Source organism: Spiribacter salilacus (assembly GCF_009649225.1).
Classification (GTDB): domain Bacteria; phylum Pseudomonadota; class Gammaproteobacteria; order Nitrococcales; family Nitrococcaceae; genus Spiribacter; species Spiribacter salilacus.
This window is the reverse complement of record NZ_WJPP01000003.1, coordinates 344,223-361,513: the sequence shown is the minus strand read 5'-3', so window position 1 is coordinate 361,513 and position 17,291 is coordinate 344,223. Positions and strand designations below refer to the sequence as shown.

The 17,291-nt window shown below is 53.2% G+C and carries 19 protein-coding genes; all 19 read right to left on the bottom strand.

Going from position 1 to position 17,291, the window contains the following annotated elements:
• Positions 1–17 precede the first annotated feature (17 nt).
• The 19 genes from GH984_RS07330 to GH984_RS07240 all read right to left on the bottom strand — a co-directional run bounded on the left by GH984_RS07330 (position 18) and on the right by GH984_RS07240 (position 17,268).
• On the bottom strand, positions 18–1,385 hold the full coding sequence (locus tag GH984_RS07330; RefSeq protein WP_172973199.1) for a phenylacetate--CoA ligase family protein: 1,368 nt from the start codon (positions 1,383–1,385) through the stop codon (positions 18–20).
• A gap of 5 nt (positions 1,386–1,390) precedes the next feature.
• Positions 1,391–2,425 (bottom strand): CapA family protein, encoded by a 1,035-nt coding sequence (locus GH984_RS07325; RefSeq protein ID WP_153719546.1) that lies wholly within the window; start codon positions 2,423–2,425, stop codon positions 1,391–1,393.
• Entirely contained in the window at positions 2,426–3,667 is a 1,242-nt protein-coding gene (locus tag GH984_RS07320; protein ID WP_172973198.1) for a glycosyltransferase, read from the bottom strand. It lies immediately after the preceding gene.
• Positions 3,668–4,056: 389 nt separating this feature from the next.
• Positions 4,057–5,379: an O-antigen ligase family protein gene (locus tag GH984_RS07315; protein WP_172973197.1), complete on the bottom strand. Its 1,323-nt coding sequence runs from the start codon at positions 5,377–5,379 to the stop codon at positions 4,057–4,059.
• Complete coding sequence (locus tag GH984_RS07310; RefSeq protein ID WP_153719543.1) at positions 5,372–5,686, bottom strand: hypothetical protein; 315 nt, start codon at positions 5,684–5,686, stop codon at positions 5,372–5,374. The genes GH984_RS07315 and GH984_RS07310 overlap by 8 nt, the downstream gene beginning before the upstream one ends.
• Before the next feature lie 83 nt (positions 5,687–5,769).
• Positions 5,770–6,867, bottom strand: a complete 1,098-nt coding sequence (locus GH984_RS07305) for a glycosyltransferase family 4 protein (RefSeq protein ID WP_153719542.1) — start codon at positions 6,865–6,867, stop codon at positions 5,770–5,772.
• A 133-nt stretch (positions 6,868–7,000) separates the two neighbouring features.
• A complete protein-coding gene (locus GH984_RS07300; protein WP_153719541.1) occupies positions 7,001–7,978 on the bottom strand; it encodes a glycosyltransferase in 978 nt (325 codons plus the stop codon).
• Positions 7,975–8,871 (bottom strand): hypothetical protein, encoded by an 897-nt coding sequence (locus tag GH984_RS07295; RefSeq protein WP_153719540.1) that lies wholly within the window; start codon positions 8,869–8,871, stop codon positions 7,975–7,977. The genes GH984_RS07300 and GH984_RS07295 overlap by 4 nt, the downstream gene beginning before the upstream one ends.
• The gene (locus GH984_RS07290; protein ID WP_153719539.1) at positions 8,868–9,953 is read right to left on the bottom strand and encodes a DegT/DnrJ/EryC1/StrS family aminotransferase; all 1,086 of its coding nucleotides are present in this window, start codon (positions 9,951–9,953) and stop codon (positions 8,868–8,870) included. The genes GH984_RS07295 and GH984_RS07290 overlap by 4 nt, the downstream gene beginning before the upstream one ends.
• A gap of 10 nt (positions 9,954–9,963) precedes the next feature.
• A complete protein-coding gene (locus GH984_RS11090) occupies positions 9,964–11,088 on the bottom strand; it encodes a glycosyltransferase family protein (RefSeq protein WP_153719538.1) in 1,125 nt (374 codons plus the stop codon).
• Positions 11,085–11,396, bottom strand: a complete 312-nt coding sequence (locus GH984_RS10815; protein ID WP_216643637.1) for a hypothetical protein — start codon at positions 11,394–11,396, stop codon at positions 11,085–11,087. Before GH984_RS10815 ends, GH984_RS11090 begins: the two co-directional genes overlap by 4 nt.
• A gap of 453 nt (positions 11,397–11,849) precedes the next feature.
• Complete coding sequence (locus GH984_RS07275) at positions 11,850–12,506, bottom strand: hypothetical protein (protein WP_153719537.1); 657 nt, start codon at positions 12,504–12,506, stop codon at positions 11,850–11,852.
• Positions 12,503–12,922 carry a sugar 3,4-ketoisomerase gene (locus GH984_RS07270; RefSeq protein WP_153719536.1) on the bottom strand — a complete coding sequence of 140 codons (420 nt, stop codon included), beginning with the start codon at positions 12,920–12,922 and terminating at the stop codon, positions 12,503–12,505. Before GH984_RS07270 ends, GH984_RS07275 begins: the two co-directional genes overlap by 4 nt.
• Positions 12,923–12,948: 26 nt before the next feature.
• Positions 12,949–13,515: a GNAT family N-acetyltransferase gene (locus GH984_RS07265; RefSeq protein WP_153719535.1), complete on the bottom strand. Its 567-nt coding sequence runs from the start codon at positions 13,513–13,515 to the stop codon at positions 12,949–12,951.
• Positions 13,463–13,993 carry an acyltransferase gene (locus GH984_RS10990; protein WP_153719534.1) on the bottom strand — a complete coding sequence of 177 codons (531 nt, stop codon included), beginning with the start codon at positions 13,991–13,993 and terminating at the stop codon, positions 13,463–13,465. Before GH984_RS10990 ends, GH984_RS07265 begins: the two co-directional genes overlap by 53 nt.
• A gap of 3 nt (positions 13,994–13,996) precedes the next feature.
• Positions 13,997–14,887: a glucose-1-phosphate thymidylyltransferase RfbA gene (gene rfbA, locus GH984_RS07255; protein WP_153719533.1), complete on the bottom strand. Its 891-nt coding sequence runs from the start codon at positions 14,885–14,887 to the stop codon at positions 13,997–13,999.
• Positions 14,888–14,898: 11 nt separating this feature from the next.
• On the bottom strand, positions 14,899–16,698 hold the full coding sequence (locus GH984_RS07250) for an ABC transporter ATP-binding protein (RefSeq protein WP_153719532.1): 1,800 nt from the start codon (positions 16,696–16,698) through the stop codon (positions 14,899–14,901).
• Positions 16,699–16,832: 134 nt separating this feature from the next.
• A complete protein-coding gene (locus GH984_RS07245; protein WP_253939158.1) occupies positions 16,833–17,090 on the bottom strand; it encodes a type II toxin-antitoxin system HicA family toxin in 258 nt (85 codons plus the stop codon).
• A complete protein-coding gene (locus tag GH984_RS07240) occupies positions 17,047–17,268 on the bottom strand; it encodes a type II toxin-antitoxin system HicB family antitoxin (RefSeq protein ID WP_153719530.1) in 222 nt (73 codons plus the stop codon). The genes GH984_RS07245 and GH984_RS07240 overlap by 44 nt, the downstream gene beginning before the upstream one ends.
• Between the last annotated feature and the right edge of the window lie 23 nt (positions 17,269–17,291).

Genomic DNA, 17,291 nt, shown 5'->3' with positions numbered 1-17,291 from the left:
CGGGCTTTTGAGATGTGTCAAGTATCGATGCTGACTTTTAAGGGAATTTTTCCAGCAGATGTCCGGAACGGTTTCTCAACACCGACGACCTCTATGTCAAGATTAAGATCTTCGAGATCCATATAATCCCGAAGACGATGATTGTTGATTTGTGAATCTGAAAGACTGCCCCGCATTGCCACGAACACCGTCAGTTCACCCGCTATTTTCTGCCGAACCTGCACATGAGTTGCGAAATCGAAAACCTTGTGATGCCGCCCGAAAATAAGACCCGTGAGAGAAATCCTATGTCCTGACTTGTCTGTTATGAAATCCCCAACCCGACCCTCTTTAATCCTAAAAGATCTCAACAAACCTTCCTCGTGATCGACTGGCTCAATCAAATCTCCGGTGTCATAACGAATAAAAGGACAGGCATAATTTCCATAACTGGTTGCAATAAGCCGCCAGGAGCTCAAGGCGTCATCCCATATGGCCTCTGCGAATCCATAAGTATGAAAGGGGTAGTAACTATATGGTTCATCGCGCTCCCAAGCCAAGACGCAACGCTCAGTGTGGCCATACCAAGAGACCGAGCCGACTTGGAAGATGTCCTCGATTGTTTGACGATAAAGAGGCGCTGGATACTCTGAACCCAAGAAGGCACCTTTTAAATCCCCCCTAAGCCTTCCAAGTAAGTCTGGGGCAAATTCTGCGAGCTGCAGACCAAACTCAGCGACAGCGCTAGGGTAACCATGCAGATAGGCGAGCCTTTTGTCCACAATCCATTTGCGTAAACCATCACAAACTTCATCAAAAGGTGCATAGATATTCACCACCAGCGAATGCCGTAGGCCATCGTAAGCAACAGGGTTAGTGCCCAGGTTTCGGCCCGAAATTACTAGCTTGAGATCATGAGCCCTGTAACCCAGCTTCTCCCAAACCCGATGCATATGCGCCCATTCATTCGGAATCAGCTTTGGGGTGATGTAGAAGCCAAGGGGGTTGCCACTGGTGCCCCCGGTGTTGGCGAGATACCGCCCTATAGCGGCCCGCGAACGGTCGCTAAGTGCCGTCTCACGAAGCATTTCCTTCGAAATGATTGGAAGCTTTTTGAGGTCTTCAAACCCATGGATATCCTCTAACTGGACATTCGCAGAAGCCCAAAGCTCCTTGTAAATTGGTATTGTGGCGGCAAGCACAAGACTAGTTTTCACTTTTTCAAAGATAAATCGCTTCTGCTGCTCCAGAGTTTTCTCTTCAAATATCCTTAGATCCCTCCTTTTTTGCGAATAACCAATTCCGATTCCTGGCCTCAAATCATACCGCCAATAGGCAAGTGCCTTACCAATCGGGTATGGTATTTCCTGCAGATTTTTCTTTATAAAAGGAAGGATTCCAGACACTACTATTAACCGTTTGGGCTTTTCGATTTCAGCCCTAATTTTGTTGATAAGCGAATGAGAAATTGTCGAAACGCCACCCAATTATCAAAAAATAAGTTCTTTAGTGAACTATCAGCAGACCGATAAATTGGTAGCGCTTTTCTCTTTACGCGATTTGCTTTAAACCAAGTCAAGTACTCCGTCGAAGACATGCCTTCAAACTCAGGCTTTAGCGAGAACCCGGGCGCATCAACCTCCTCCGCGAAGCAATATCTGATTGTGTCTGGCAGTTCAAACCTTACCTTGTGCACGATATTGCCCGCCGGACTGATCTCTAGGGCAATCTGCTCGAAGCTCTTTTCTGGGAACCGCAATTGGCCATCAAGGAATCGTCCATATGAAAAGGCCCAATTACCAAGACTGTAAGCAATTGTGTGCCCTCGATAGCATTCCACTGGTCCGACAACATGAGGATGGTGACCTATGATCGCGTGGACGCCCATGTCGATGAGCTCCATTGCTAGAGCACGATGGCCGGGCTGAGGGTACGGCTCAAACTCATAGTTCCAGTGAAATACGGCGATGAGTTTCTTTTGCGGATGCTGCTTCAGCGCCTTGTTTACCTGCTTGCGAACCGCATTACCTTCAAAGCGATTGACTCCGGGTTGCTCTGATGAAGCAGGTAGACACTGAATGACAGGCCAACCAAATCCAAGGCAGACGAAGTCTCCCTCAATAACAATGGACTCAGCATCAATTTGCGAACATCCGGCACCGCAGAATTGTAATTTCTTCTCAGCGAGATGCGTTTGAGTGATCGATATTCCATCTGGGATATCCGTAATGTGATTATTTCCAAGAAAAACTGGTCCCAATGTGAAATTTTTGAAGGAATCGAGGCTATTCACAGAATTACAAAGCCCACGGGCAGGGAGTTCATCTTGAGGTGATATTGCACCCTCAAGGTTCAGGCAAATTGGTTTGACCTGAAAATTATCTGGGAAACCAACATGCCTAAATCGATCGCCTGGGGCGATGGCGACATCTCCAATAAAAATCATTTACGGTCCCCTATGCGCCAGAAGCTGATTAAAGAGACGCCTGTTGCTATCAACAATCAACGTATCGGAAAGCTTCCGCCTTGCATAATCGGCTGTGGACTGGCGTAACGTCAGGTAGTCCGCACGTTCCATGGAGTTAACTCGAGTAATTGCATCCAAAAAACGATACTTCTTGTCCAAAGGCAAATCCCACCCCGCCCCATATCTCTCAAGATCACGCCATGGTGTCTGATCTGAAATTAATACGGGGGTGCCCTGAGTCAGCGCTTCGGCAATTGCATGCCCATAGTTCTCACCGCGAGTGGGGAGCACAAACAGATCGTAATTGGCGATCACTCTGCTTACCTTGCTGTGCGGAATCACCCCTTCGTAATTGACTTCTACGGATGCGGGTAGCTGCGCGATCAGAGTTTTGCAGTAACCCCAATGGTCCTCATCATCAACTACCCCATAAATATCTAACACAACGTCAAAATTGACTTCTTTCAGCACCCCCAACAAGAAATCCAAATTCTTCTTAGGCGAGATGCGCGACAGGAACACAAGCCTTAACGGTCCATCACCACGCGGCTTGTGCAACGCTGCCCCAAGTCCTGCTGGCTCGATAGCCGGCGGCAAATTCGGGGCAACAGAGATTTCCTCTGCCGGGACATCAAGTTCACGCTGTATATCGCTCACCTCAAACTCGCTAGAGGCTTGCCAATGCAAACCGCTATACAACCCCATCATTCTGGTGACGCGCATATACAGGCGTTTTTTCCGGGCTTTGAGGGCGATCGCACCCTGTGAAAACTCGCCACGCGGCGCAATCACACAAGGATTTCGCGGTGCGATGCCAAGACGGCGCGCCAGTAACGGCAAACCGGTGAAACCGAACGCGAAAAAACTGTTGAGATACAGAGCGTTGTGCGGCGTTTCACGAAGGAGTTTGGCAATACCGCGAAGATTGAGCGTTTTACCAGAGGCATAGAAAACCTGAGCCTTACCGACTGTGTTCCAGGCATCAATCTCGACACTGGAATACGGCTTAGTGTCTAAGGCATCCCGATCGCGCGTCACGATGCGGATGTCGAACTCATCGCCCAGATGATCAACGAAGTTGGCAATCGTCCGCACCGGTCCGCCGGAGCGATAGCCGGGGAGGTAGTAGGCCACGAAACAGAGGATAATCGGACGGCCATCTGTGGCCACCGTGCCACTGCGAGGCGTCTCAGCGCCTGCATCCGCGGGATAATTCACCATGAGACTGTGTTGGCCTCCCATGGAGGCATTGGACGATCACCGTCCCCTTGCGAGTGCCGATGTATCCTTAGTAGATAGTCAGCGCCGGCATCCGCCCCAAGGCATTGAGCCCATGTGGACAGGCGCGATCGTTCGCTCGCCGATAACCGGCCTCGTGCTGCCACCTGTTCAAGCTCACCTCGGAGGGCATCAACGTCCCCAGATGGGAATACACCGCCGATGCCGGCCGCCCGGGCTACGCCTGCACTTCCGCAAGCATCGCTGCGAACAGCGGGCGTGTCGGCCATAAACGCTCCCGGTACCTCGGCTTTCAAGTGCACTGGTCGGTGAGGATACGACACGGTCTGCGTTTGCACAGTGGCAGAGATTATGAACCGCTGCTTCAGGCGTTACCCTCGACCGTCGGCGTTGGCTTGACTCAACAACCGACGGCGTTCCAACCCGGCTGACGCTCCAAAAAGCGTGAATAGCGCGATCATGTGGAGATAGTTAGAGAAAACGTGATGCGTCAACGCCCATAGACTGAGTGCCAACGGAAACACCGCAGCAGCGATATGCCATTCCCAATTCCGTCCATTTGGCCCACCAGAACGTATGTACGCTCTCAATGCGCGGGACACGATCAAAAGCAGCCCAACCGCAAACGCTGCGACGCCGAGTATTCCGACCTCCCCTTGAATACTCAGCCACGAGTTCTCGCCACCCCCGCCGAAGCGGCCCATATAGGAATAGTAAATTTCACCACCAAACGGCTCGGCACCAAGGGAGAAGAACCCCAATCCTTCACCCAACAAAGGGTACGTCATGAATCCCGTACTCCAACCCGCCCCCTGCTCCGCTACACGCTCGAAGCCTCCCAGAAACCCACTGACCACTCGATCGACCACAGCCTCCAGAACGCGCGCGTTCGCCGCGGCAACCACACCAAATATCGCTGTCAGAAGGGTTCCTAGTCTCAGTGCTAGCCGCCCCCGTTTTTGAAGGAGCACTATCCCGAGGACCGCCAGAATGAGCAGCACAAAGGCCGCACGTTGTCCGGACAGTAGCACCGCAAAAAGCGCACAACCTGCCAGTAACAACACACCCAGATTATGACGGCGTCGGCTCAGTATAGGTAAGACAAAGATCAGCGCCAAGAAGAAGGTAAACTGCCCAAACCTGCCGGTGTGCATAAATATAGACGTCGGGCGGAAAAGCCAATCGAGCCCACCATATGGATCACCGCGCCCCCCACGCGGCAGACCTTCGATCTGATTAATCGGCGCGCTAACCCCAGCTTCTATCTGATAGACCGCCACCACGGTGATGATGACGAGCCATACCGATAACACGGCCCTCAACCGGCGCGAAGTATCAGGCACTCTGGAAAATGCCACCTCCGCTATGGCATAGACGGCTATCCCTAGCACCAGCGGCCTTAAGCCGACTGCCACAAGGATAATCGGATGACCTGACCCAAGGTGGCTCGCCACACCAAAGAAAACATAAATACCAAACGCGATAATAATGCGCTTATCCAACCGTATGCCGTACCCGACAATCACAACCAGAGCGGCCGTCAAGACGAACATGTCTGCGAGACCATAAGCAAGATCTGACCAGCCGAGAAACCGGCGAAGCACCTCTGCAATGAGGTGGGCGCTGATCGCCGAACTCAGCGCAAGGTTAGGTAGTGGACGTTTAAGCAATGAAGTAAATCTCTGATTACTCAATCCTAGACCTCATAGCCGTACCGCTGTTGGACTCCGCGAGTGACGCGGGCTTTAACACCGCATCGAACTGATCCTGCGTCGTCCAACCTGCGGGCTCGGCGTTGTTCTCCGCCACCAAATAGCGCTTGGCCGGTGCCGCTTTAGTCCACTGATAGTTGGCGAAAGTTGAAACGCTTTCTTCCTTGGCCGAGTCCGCTACTGTCCGGTTGTGCTGCGGAAGCAGCTTACACAGAACTGCTCGCTTGCGCTCCGTTGAGTACCCATTTAAAAACTCACCGAGCCTCTGCGTACGGATTTCAAGAACCATACATCCACCCCACGGGCAATTGGGAGGATGGTGGGCCGCATAGCGAAGGGCCAAAACCAAGCTGACCGACACCGAAAGGGCGTCTAAACATCTTCTGGAGCGCACAATGCGCTATATTTTTTCATATATTTTTCTGCTATTACATCTATCGAGAATGTATCGCGACCTCGGTTGTAAAGGTAGGTGCTGTACTTTTTCCTGAGATCCGGATTATTTGCAAGGAGCTGTATTTTTTCTGCCAAACAGGCCGGGTCGGAAGGCTGGCATAAAAACTGCTCACCATACGGCCCCACTAGCTTTTTAGCCGCGCCTACATCCGTAGCTATAACCGGTAAGCCGATCGAAACGGCTTCTAAGATCACATTTGACATACCCTCTTTCAGCGAGGGGAGCACAAGAACATCACTCTGTTTCATCTGTTCAAGCGGTATCGGGTGATAGCCCCCAAAGCTAACGCACTCGGATAAGCGAAGTTTGCGCGCCAACGATATAAGCTGAGATCTTAAAGGGCCGTCTCCCACAACATAAAGCGAAAACTCCACTCCAGAACCACGTAGCAATGCACAGGCGCGAAGAAGCTGGTCACACGCTTTTACAGAAACCAGTCGCCCCACAAACAATAAGCGAATATGGCGTCTGGAAATTAGTTCCAGAGCCTCCCCTATTTGAACTCCATTTTCTACATAGAAGACTTTTCTATCCGAAACGCCCCTATGCTGTAGCTTATTCTTAGTATCCTCCTCCAGCACTACGAAAAGATCAGTTATTAAAAACAACCCGCTCCAGACAAATCGCGAAAGCCGGTTGGTGGTGTCTAGCAGATGCTGATTTGGAAATTTGAAGACAACACGGTACCGAAGAAGAAAACCGCAAAGAACTACTAATTTACCTATATTACTAGGCGTATGAACATGCAATATGGAAAACGATTTCCGATTCCGCAATAAAACAATGGCAATCTTGATTGCGGCCATCCATCCTTTTTTCACTCGCTCAACGAATACACCTTCATGAAAATTTGACGCATAGGCGTTGTGTGCGTAAGACAAAGCCTTTACACGCACATTTTTACCCAATAGTGTCTTCGCTAGCAAGTGCGCCTGCTTCTCTTTACCTCCGATTACAGGCGGCGGGTAGGCAGCTTCAAACATTAAGATTGAGGGCTGATTCAACTTGGCCAAGACTTTAGATTTCCTTCAATATTTTATATTCACCACCGCTCGCTCATGGTTTCTATTTTCTTACTAATCGAATACTCAAGAAAACCTCATGCTGACCTATTGATCAAGCAATTTACCCAAATCTCCTGGAAGATTATGGGGACTTAAGTCTTCTTATCTGGGCAAGCTTACGGCTAAAGGGATTGACTTTATATATAATTTTCTGAATCACCCATATCGGATCTTTAAAAAGACACAAAGCCCACCGGTAAAAGAACCAGGAGCTATAAAATTTTTCTTTTTTTATTAGTCGGCTCCAAAAATGGGGGTTTGAATTGATTATTTTACTAATTTTTACGGCACTTCTCGCCTCAAGGAAGCCTTTTCTTACAAACATATCGACCTCCCGAACTAACTCTGACTGAAAGTCTTCCCGAGCGCATGCCATTTCGTAGTCAACATTCCTGGAAACGCTTGATTCAGTAACACGCATCGCTACTAGTTTCTTTGGGATATAGTAAACGTCACCTAAAATAGATGCGCGTAGAGGCAAAATTCGATCTTCCGTATGGTAGAACTCGGGAAAATCATGAGGTTCATGGAAGCACATCTTCCGATAAGAATACGTTGCCCCTGACCCAACGCCTCCGCCTCGAAAGGCAATTGTTTTTTTACGGATTTTTTTTAAAAAGTTTGCATGCCAAAATTTTTTTAACTCGGACTGATATCCATTTCCAAAGAGGACTGCGTCGCTAAAAACAGCATAAGCCGAACTCTTGGCCTCATATAGCTCTACATGTGCGGTCACCCTGTGGTGCATTGATATGTCATCGCCGGCCGCCATCACAATAATGTCGCCACGTGCAACGCTAGCTAACTCACGAACATGGCCACCAATATTTAGATTCCATGGATTCCTCCTCAACCGAACGACATGCGGCCCCTCATACGCCGCCGCCATCTCCTGCATGATCTCGTAGGTCCGGTCGGTGGAGCAGTCGTCCGAGAGGATGATCTCTAGCGGCTCGTAGGTCTGGGAGAAGGCGCCCTCGACGGCCTCGCGGATATATTGCTCCTGGTTGTAGGCGAAGAGAGCGAACGTAACGAGCGGGCGGTCGGTGGTCTCGGTCATTGGCGCGTTCCGATCGGCTGGAGGCGGGTGCGAGCGTCTGCGAGGTGTGTGTCCAGACGATCCGCTATATGGGCGGGCAAGCGTAGTTGCCGTGCGTCGCCAGGGCGCAGGCGGATACGGTCGAGTGTTGCAGCCGCGTAACGGTGCAGGGTTGTCCCCCTCAGGCCCATCCGATCGAGCAGCGAGCGGATTGGCCGTATCCCGCCGATCGATTTCAGTGAGACGGGCGGCAGGGTGCGTTTGTCTGGGCCGTTTTTAGCCCCGGCGTTGGCGCGGCCCAGTGTGAGGATCGCATCGGTGGGCGCGTCATGACCGAGCAAGCGGGACAGCGGGACTTGGCCTGCCGTGAGGTCGTGGAACTCGATCCCGCGGATATCGCGGAAGCCCGCTTGAATGAGGCTCTCATAGACGAAGGTGTAGTTGTAGCACCTCGCGCGTGGCCCGTGGCAGAAGCGCGCGAAGCTCAGTTTCTCAGTCAGCGGAAGGCCGTTGAAAAGTTCTTGATAGGGCGACGGTAAGCCTTCCGTCGGATCGCGCAGTGTCACAAGGACGACCGTCGGGATATCTGCGAGGACCGTCGCGAGCCGCCGCAGCTTCTCCGGGAAGGGGCAGCCCCGCTGTTCAACGAGGAACGTCTCTTTGGACAGGATCACGCCCCCCAAGACGTTCGACACATCGTCAAGGGCTGCGCGCACGTCGGGGTCATCGGCGGCAAGGCGCTCACAGCTCGCCTTATGCAGCGTCTGCGCGAGACTCCCGACATTGTGGTCGCGGGGCTGAAAGGTGCCACCGTAATGCAGTCCCCGCAGATTGGTTTCCTGAAGCGCGATCTGCAGCGATGTCGTCGCGGTCTTCGGCGGCCCGATGTGAAGATAGAGCTTTCCTGTGGTCACGCTATCGCTCCCCGCACTTGTTGGGCCGCCTCTGGGGAAAGATGCGGCCCCATTGGCAAGCTCAGGACCTCGCCTGCAAGCTTTTGCGCCAGGGGAAGGGCCTCAGGCGCAAGATGGAGATCGGCGTAGGCCGCCTGCATATGAGGCGGAATCGGGTAATGGATCAGCGTACCGACATCCTTCTCGGTGAGACGAGCCTGCAGGGCGTCGCGCTCGGGGCTACGCACCACATAGAGGTGCCAGACCGGCTCCGCCCACTCGGGCACCTGCGGCAAGGTCAGGCCGGTGTCGGCCAGTGAATCCATGTAGGCAGAAGCAAGGAGGCGACGACGCTCGGTCCAGTCGTTGAGATGCGCGAGCTTAACGCGCAGGATGGCCGCTTGCAGCGGATCAAGCCGGGAGTTCACGCCCCGTTCAACATTCACGTATTTGCGATCGGAGCCGTAATTTCCGAGCCGGCGAACGCGCGCAGCGATCTCTGGGTCGTCGGTGGTCACCGCGCCCGCGTCGCCCATCGCACCGAGGTTCTTGCCCGGGTAGAAGCTCCAGCAGACTGCATCGCCATGCGCCCCGATCCGCCGGCCCTTGTAACGCGCTCCGTGCGCCTGTGCCGCGTCCTCTACCACGCGCAAACCGTGCTTGCGCGCGACGGCTAGGATGGGATCCAGATCCGCTGGCTGCCCATAGAGATGCACGGGCATGATCACGCGCGTGGCGGGAGTAATCGCCTGCTCAATACGCGCCGGGTCGATGTTGTAGGTGCGCGCATCCGGCTCAACCGGCACGGGCGTCGCGCGGCACTGGCTGACGGCAAGCCAGGTGGCGATATAGGTATTGCTGGGCACAATCACCTCGTCGCCCGGCCCCACTCCCAGCGCGCGCAGCGCCAGATGCAGGGCATCCAAGCCATTGGCAACACCCACCGCATGCTTCGCCTCGCAATAAGCAACCCACTCGGCCTCGAAGGCCTCCACCTCCTCGCCCAAGATATAGCAGCCGCTATTCAGCACACGACCAGCGGCATCATCAATCTCGGGTTTGAGTTCGAGATAAGCAGCACGGAGATCGAGGAAAGGAATCATGAGTTTTTAGCTAAAGTTTAGAAACGAAGTTCAGAAACTCGGAATACTGCCGCTGTTTACTAAAATTTCGAAGCACTCGCGCCCTTGCCGTCTCAGCGAACGCTAACGCTTGATCAGGTTCGTAGATAAAGGATTTCATGATCCGGGATATATCGTCCACTGATGAGAACGACAAGTAATCCAAACCTTCTTCCAAACCCTCCGGATACACTCCCTTCGGCGAAATCAGCGGTGTCCCATTACCTATGGTTTCAAATACGCGCATGTTGCTATGAAATCTGATATTGAGATCCCCAAAGGTATTGAGGACGGCTTTGGTGTCGCGGATTGCTTCGTACAATCCGATGCCGTAAACGGACCCCGAAATCAGTGACCTGAGCTTCTTGTCCGGCCATTTGACAAGGAAAGGCAGCTCAATGCCCATTCGAGCAAGCCTCCCTCCGGGTCTATGATATTGCTTTGACACCCCAGCATAGCATTTGAAGTCATACCCATCGGATGCCGCGGCCTCCATTACGGCCCTTGCGAGCGCAGCGCGCCCGCCAAAAAGCGCGCCAAGTTGGCCATAGAGAATCAGGTCGTCCCGCCGGCTAGAAAAAGGGCGGAGTGTTCGTCTACCCCAATCAGAATCTATGCCCGGCTGAAGTTCGAGGGCATTATGACCGCGCCTTTTCCAGCTTTCCACGAAAGGCCGATGAAGCGAGACATATCCATCATAGGCCGGGTCAATGGGCGGGTCGGCTTCCTTGATGAATCCGTTCCAGGCAAGGATGAGGCCAGAAAAGCGGGATCGCAGCATAGCGGCAAACGAGGGCGACACAAAGCATGAGAAGTCATAGACTACGTCCGGCTGAATGTGGGCGATTTGTGCCAGCCGGATCTCGTCAAGGTTAGTAGTAGTGAGGCCGTGCTCTCGCGCCCAGGTATGTTGTAGGCGTTCATAGTTCCACACAGTAAAGAAGACGCGGTCGTCCGGTCTATCGGGTGGTGGCATCAGACGGTACACGGATGCATAGCCGTCGCGCAGAACCGCATCGTGGATTTCCTCAAAAGTAGAGTGATTCCCGATGCCCCAGCGGTTTTCAAACTGTGGAATATGAGGCGGATATTTGTGAATACATTGATATACCCTCACCGCCGGTGTATCCCTCTTACCGCCCGAGCGGTTTTATATGCAAACTGCCGTAACCCCCTTTTTGGTTCCTTCTTTCGACGCTTTCCCATTTCCTCCGACGTATTGCTTGGATTGTCAAACTCCGCAACCGCTGCGGCTAGGTCTCCTTCAGCACCTATCTCACTCCAAAACGAGGGGAAGTCATCCTGTGCCCGCTCAATCCAGAACTCCATCTTTCTCTCACGAGCTTCAAGAAACAATTTTATATTTTGATCTATTGTCTCAATATAATCTATGCATAAATCTAGCTCTTCATCTTCATTCAGCATAAGGATCCCGTTTCGGTAGGCGCGTGTAATTGATCCATCCCACCAATATCGCTTAGAGAAACTCTTAGCGACGGCCACTGGGTCCCGTCGAAGATGTACGAAAAATGAATCACGGTTGTAATTTCGATATAGCCAACCTAGCAGCCACGATAAGCGATTGTCAGCTTCGATATGGTGTAGGGGATAGTTGAACCGCTCTGCCCCAATCAGACGAGTCCTAGTCTCGTGGCCCGCTGAGTAGTTTTTTATATGGCGACAGGCTCGGATAAAGTTCTCGCTACCGCATCGTCCAGTACACAAAATGAAGATATTATTATATTTAGTCATCTACCGATATCCCGCTGAAATCTTCATAACTCCAAATGTAGTCTCGCTAATCGTAGCGCTGCGACGCGAGAACGATACAGACGTCGCCTTGACTGAATGTGTCGCTTCGTTATCCAGTTCGGACGATTAGTTTAAATTGCACCTAAATGCTGAAATACAGATATCAAGATCTTTTTCATCCCACTGCTTTTCGTCGGGAACAACGAACAAAGCTTGCCTCCCCAAGATTTCAACAGGAAGGAGAAATCGTTCGACGAATTTGTACTGCGGCCGATGTACGTAATCATCGAAAATTACTTTTGTTCCTGCTTCAGCATAGCGCAACACTGAAAGAAAACAGCACACGCGGAACCGCCCGTCTATGAGAACCAGGTCGGGTTTTTCTTTATGGCTCCATATCCAGTCTGTGTACTCCTTATAGGCATCAATTCGAGCTGCCCCTACAGGAATACCCCAAGCTATAACCTTACCAACATCAACCGACCGTGAATGGAGGCGGCTCGAGTCCTCAAAGCCACGAACCGCTTTCTCTAACCATTCCGTATCTGAATCGATACAATATACATTCGCCCTTGAGAACTTTAATGCGAATTGAGTCGACGCACCTGTACCATATTCACCGTAAACAGAGGAGTTTTGGATCAAGGCTTCGAAAAAATTTGGTTCATTGTCAAACAGATCCAGAGGGGGGGGATTTGATTTTTTTTGCGTCAACACGTTTTTTTTAAAAGGCTCCAAGAAGATTGGTGGCATGAATAACTTTGCAGCATTTTTTAATTTCAAGTTCGAGGCCCCTCTTTTGTCGCCTTTAAGAACGCGTCGTAATTCCTAATATAATCGGCCTCATGGTAAGGCTGCGAAGCAAGCACCATACAAACAGCGCCTTGACTGAAGGCATCTATTTCGCGCCAGATGAGGCGGTCGACATAGAGCCCGGTGCGTGGATCACGCAGCCAATGCTCACGGCGCTCGCGCCCGTCGTCAACGGTGATCCGGAAGCTGCCCGAGAGGGCAAAGATGACCTGCTCGAGGTCATAGTGCGCGTGCCCGCCGCGCTCTGAGTCAACCGGGACATTGTAAAGGTAATACACGCGACGAATCTGAAACGGCACATGATTGCCACCCTCGACGAAGGTCAGATCGCCCCGAGGATCACTGATCGCAGGCAGATCAATTAACTTGCAGTCTTCAATCGGCATGAAGTTTTTCTGGATATGGGAACCTATTAACCCGAGACAGAAACGTCATCGGGGAGAAACTTGCGATAACGCTTCCTTGACGATTGAATCGCCTCGAACGCCAACGTGTAAAAATAGTCGAGATCGGTCTCTGCGATACGCTGCGCCCCAAAACGCTCATGGAACTGCCACACAGACTGGTTAGCCTTGCGGACATCAAAATGAGCGGCAGTGAAGCCAAGATGATCGGTTCCATACGCGTAGACCATCAGCGCGGATTCAATCGCCGCTTGGACTGGGGCATGTTCCACAAGAACCCATGAACCCCAGCAAAAACTGCTGTCTCTGGCGTCGTACAAGCGAACGGTCCCGATGGATACCTGCTGGTACTCAATGATGAAGTAGGCTTGACCGTCTGCGTTGTTATATTCCTGCAGCCAAAGCCGCTGTTCAGTCAGATCTGGTGGGGTGGCACTGAGGTATCGCGACTTCTGTTCATCCGTGCGAAGAGACAGGATAAACGGAGCGTCTTCCACCGAAATGTCCCGGAATGAGAGCGTCTTACCCCGAACCTCCTTTGCTTTGTGAATGCGCGGCGACCTGTGTCTGGTCATCGGCCACCGTCCGCCGCACTATGCGCGCTGGATTGCCAACCACGGTCACACCGTTCGGCACGCAGCAAGTGACCACCGCACCTGCTCCTACCATCGCGCCCTCGCCGATCGTAAGCCCTGGCAGGATCACTGCCCCCCCCCCGATCGATGCGCGGGCTTTAACGCGCACCCCGAGGAAGCGCTCCGGGTACTGCTGACTGCGCGGATACCTGTCGTTGGTGAACGTGACGTTTGGCCCGATGAAAACGTCATCTTCAAGGCGGACACCGTCCCAGAGCTGGACGCCGGACTTTACCGTCACGCGGTCACCGACTACGACATCGCCTTCAATAAACACCTGCTCGCAGATATTGCAGTCGGCACCGATACGACTCCCACCAAGGATATGAGTAAAACCCCACACCCGGGTGTTCGCGCCGATCGTGGCGTCGGGCTCCACCCGTGCGTATTCGTCGATGAAGGCGGTTGGATCAATCATCGTTCAATGGGTATCCAGCGCGAGATCGGAGAGATACTGGCCGTAAGTCGTCTTCTCGAGCCTGCTGGCTCTCTCAGCCACAGCCGCCCGGCTTAGCCATTCGTTATGCAGTGCGATTTCTTCAAGACAGGCGATCTTGTAGCCCTGCCTCAGCTCAATGGTTTCGACGAAAGATGCCGCAGCCAGCAGCGATTCATGCGTCCCGGTGTCCAGCCAGGCAAAACCGCGACCCAGTGGTTCGGCGTTGAGGCATTGATCGTCCAGATACGCCTGCATGAGGCTGGTGATTTCAAGCTCGCCGCGATCGGAGGGCTCGACCTGCTTCGCCAGTTCCAATACCCGGTTATCGTAGAAGTAGAGTCCAGTAATGGCGTAATGACTGCGGGGCCTGAGGGGCTTTTCTTCGATAGACTTCACGCGCCTCTGCGCATCGAACTCCACCACGCCAAAGCGCTCCGGATCCTTCACCTGATACGCAAAGACCGTCGCCCCATGCTCTTGCTGGGCAGCGCGCCGGAGCATCGGCGTGAATCCCTGCCCGTAGAAGATGTTATCGCCAAGAACCAGGCAGACCCGATCATTGCCGATGAACTCCTCGCCAATAATGAAAGCCTGCGCCAGCCCGTCCGGGCTGGGCTGTACGGCATACTGCAACCGGATCCCGAACTGACTGCCATCCCCCAGAAGGTTCTGATACTGCGCCTGATCCTGCGGTGTAGTGATGATCAGGATATCCCGAATGCTTGCGAGCATGAGCACACTGATCGGGTAGTAGATCATTGGCTTGTCGTAGATCGGCAGGAGCTGCTTGGCGACACCCAGCGTGACCGGATGCAGGCGCGTGCCAGCGCCGCCGGCAAGGACAATGCCTTTGATACCCCGACTTTCGATCATTTTAGTTCGCGTCAAAGCGCCTGCGACGCCACCAGCCGCCCAAATTTCGAATCTTCCCGATCCCGCAGTCGCGCAAACGGGCCATCTTCCACCAGGCGCCCCTGGTCAAACACGTACACATGGTCAACATTGCGGATGGTTGAGAGGCGGTGGGCGATGATGACCACCGTGATCTCGCCCTTGAGCGCATCGATGCTTTGCTGGATGTGGCGTTCGGAGTCGGTATCTAGCGCGCTGGTGGCTTCATCGAGGATGAGCAGGTTGGGCTTGCGGAATAGCTCTCGGGCAATAAACAGTCGCTGGCGCTGCCCGCCCGATAGCCGAATGCCGCGGTCACCCACCACGGTGTGATAGCCCGCGGGCAGGGTCTCGATGTGGTGGTGGATGTGGGCGCGCTTGGCGGCCTCGCGAATGCGGGCCATGAGCGCCTCGTCTTTGGCCGGGTTGCCCGCCCACATGCAGATGTTATTGGCAATGGTGTCATCAAAGACCACGGTTTCTTGGCTCACGTAGCCGATTTGTGCGCGCCAGCTATTCAATGTGATTTCGTCACCCGGCACGCCATCAATCAGCACACGGCCGGATTGAGGCTTAAGCATCAGGGTGAGCAGGTCGACTAGGGTCGATTTACCCGCGCCCGATTCACCCACAAAGGCCACGGAGGTGCGGGCGGGGATGGTGAGCGATACCTGAACAATTACATCACCCACGGCTTTATCGTAGGCAAAAGACACATTCTCTAGGGTAATGCCTAGGCTAAGCGCCGCTGCAGGGGTATCGGCATCGGGCTCTGCCTGCTCAGCCTGGTCAGCAAACTCTTGATGCACCAGCTCCACGGCACCAATGTTGTTTAGCGTGTTTTGCCAAGCGCCTTGAGTCATAAAAATCGAGTTCATGGCCCGGTAAAACAGCACAATGGAAACCATAATGGGCGCAAGCGACTGGCCTAAAAACACCACCTGCACCAGCACAATCACCATAATAAACACCACAATGACCGGCTCACGCACCGAGGTGGTAAATGCCTGCGCAATGCCTCGGCGAATTTCATAACCGGTAAGCCGGCCCACCGAGCTCATCACCGTTTTGCGCAACGGTGCGGTTTGCCCCGTGGCCACCAGATACTTAAAGCCCTGCAAAAACTGAATCAGCAGCTTGGTGAGATGCCCCTCTTCAGCCGCTGCCCGGCGCGACTGCGCGCGCACAAAGATGTTTAACGCCCGAAATAGCAACAGCAGCACCACACCCAGCACAATGGCCATCACCCCAAAGCGCCAAGCCACCAAAAACGCAAACGCGGTATAAATCAGCGCATCCACAACTTTGGCCACGAGGTTTGTGAGCTGCTGAAAAGACTGCAGCATCAGCCGAATCTGCTGATTAATCACATTGGTAAAATGCCCCGTGCTTTGAGACACATAATGCCGGTAGCGCATGTGGCTATATCGATCAAACAATCGCCCGCGCAGCTCTCGCAGCAACAACCCTTGCAAATAGGCCCGGTAACCATTGGCAAGAAACAACAATGCGCCCTTGGCAATAAACGCCGCGGTAATCAGTACTAGCAGCCACGTGGTCGACTCACCCAGCCCCACCGCCGAGAGCATAGACTGCACAAACGCCGCCACGCCCGTGGGCTCAGCACCGCCGCCATCCAGCCCGCCGAGCAGCGGCAACAGCATCAATATGCCCACCCCCTCAGCCACCACCGCAAACAGCGCCAGGCCAAAGATCAAATACATCCGCGCCCCCAGATACGTCTGGAACACACGCAGGTAGTGGGGAATGTCGAATAGGGGGTTACGGGTCATAGTAAGTGGGGGCGGAATTATTTATGCATGCCTAATGGCGGTTTTGGTGCGCCTACGGCGCTGGATTGCTCACTTCGTTCGCAATGACGGCGATGAAGTCATCGCGAGGTTTCGCAGAAACCGTGGCGATCCACTCAAACTTCAAATTCGATTCGGGGCAGTCCAGATTGGCGAATGATGGATTGCAGGGTGCCAATTTTGATTTCGGTGTGATTGGGTACTGGAACGGTCACTGTGGTGTGGTCGAGACGCAGTTGCATCACAATATGGCTACCACGCTGCCGAACTTCAACGAAACCATTTCGCGTAAGGATTGCGCAGACTTGCTTACCAGAGAAAACGCCGAGTTTACCCAACTGCAACCTCAAGTCGCGTGATGTAAACCTCGTCATGCAGGCGTTGTTGAATTTCCGCAGCAGATGCAGTTTCGAAAAACAATTCCACTGCCTCGCGCAGATTGGCCGAGGCTTCATTCACCGATGCGCCTTGGCTGGCTACATCGACGTCTGGGCACAAAGCAACATATCCGTCGCCTTCGCGCTCGATAATTGCGGTCAGTTGTCTATTCATAGCGGTGATGCCTCTGATTTAAT

Coding starts and splice junctions, on each gene's coding strand:
- GH984_RS07325 (WP_153719546.1), bottom strand. CDS start 2,425: ATGATTTTTATTGGAGATGTCGCCATCGCCCCAGGCGATCGATTTAGG.
- GH984_RS07320 (WP_172973198.1), bottom strand. CDS start 3,667: ATGGTGAATTATCCCGCGGATGCAGGCGCTGAGACGCCTCGCAGTGGC.
- GH984_RS07310 (WP_153719543.1), bottom strand. CDS start 5,686: ATGGTTCTTGAAATCCGTACGCAGAGGCTCGGTGAGTTTTTAAATGGG.
- GH984_RS07300 (WP_153719541.1), bottom strand. CDS start 7,978: ATGACCGAGACCACCGACCGCCCGCTCGTTACGTTCGCTCTCTTCGCC.
- GH984_RS07290 (WP_153719539.1), bottom strand. CDS start 9,953: ATGATTCCTTTCCTCGATCTCCGTGCTGCTTATCTCGAACTCAAACCC.
- GH984_RS10815 (WP_216643637.1), bottom strand. CDS start 11,396: ATGCTGAATGAAGATGAAGAGCTAGATTTATGCATAGATTATATTGAG.
- GH984_RS07270 (WP_153719536.1), bottom strand. CDS start 12,922: ATGCCGATTGAAGACTGCAAGTTAATTGATCTGCCTGCGATCAGTGAT.
- GH984_RS07265 (WP_153719535.1), bottom strand. CDS start 13,515: ATGACCAGACACAGGTCGCCGCGCATTCACAAAGCAAAGGAGGTTCGG.
- GH984_RS10990 (WP_153719534.1), bottom strand. CDS start 13,993: ATGATTGATCCAACCGCCTTCATCGACGAATACGCACGGGTGGAGCCC.
- rfbA (WP_153719533.1), bottom strand. CDS start 14,887: ATGATCGAAAGTCGGGGTATCAAAGGCATTGTCCTTGCCGGCGGCGCT.
- GH984_RS07250 (WP_153719532.1), bottom strand. CDS start 16,698: ATGACCCGTAACCCCCTATTCGACATTCCCCACTACCTGCGTGTGTTC.
- GH984_RS07245 (WP_253939158.1), bottom strand. CDS start 17,090: ATGACGAGGTTTACATCACGCGACTTGAGGTTGCAGTTGGGTAAACTC.
- GH984_RS07240 (WP_153719530.1), bottom strand. CDS start 17,268: ATGAATAGACAACTGACCGCAATTATCGAGCGCGAAGGCGACGGATAT.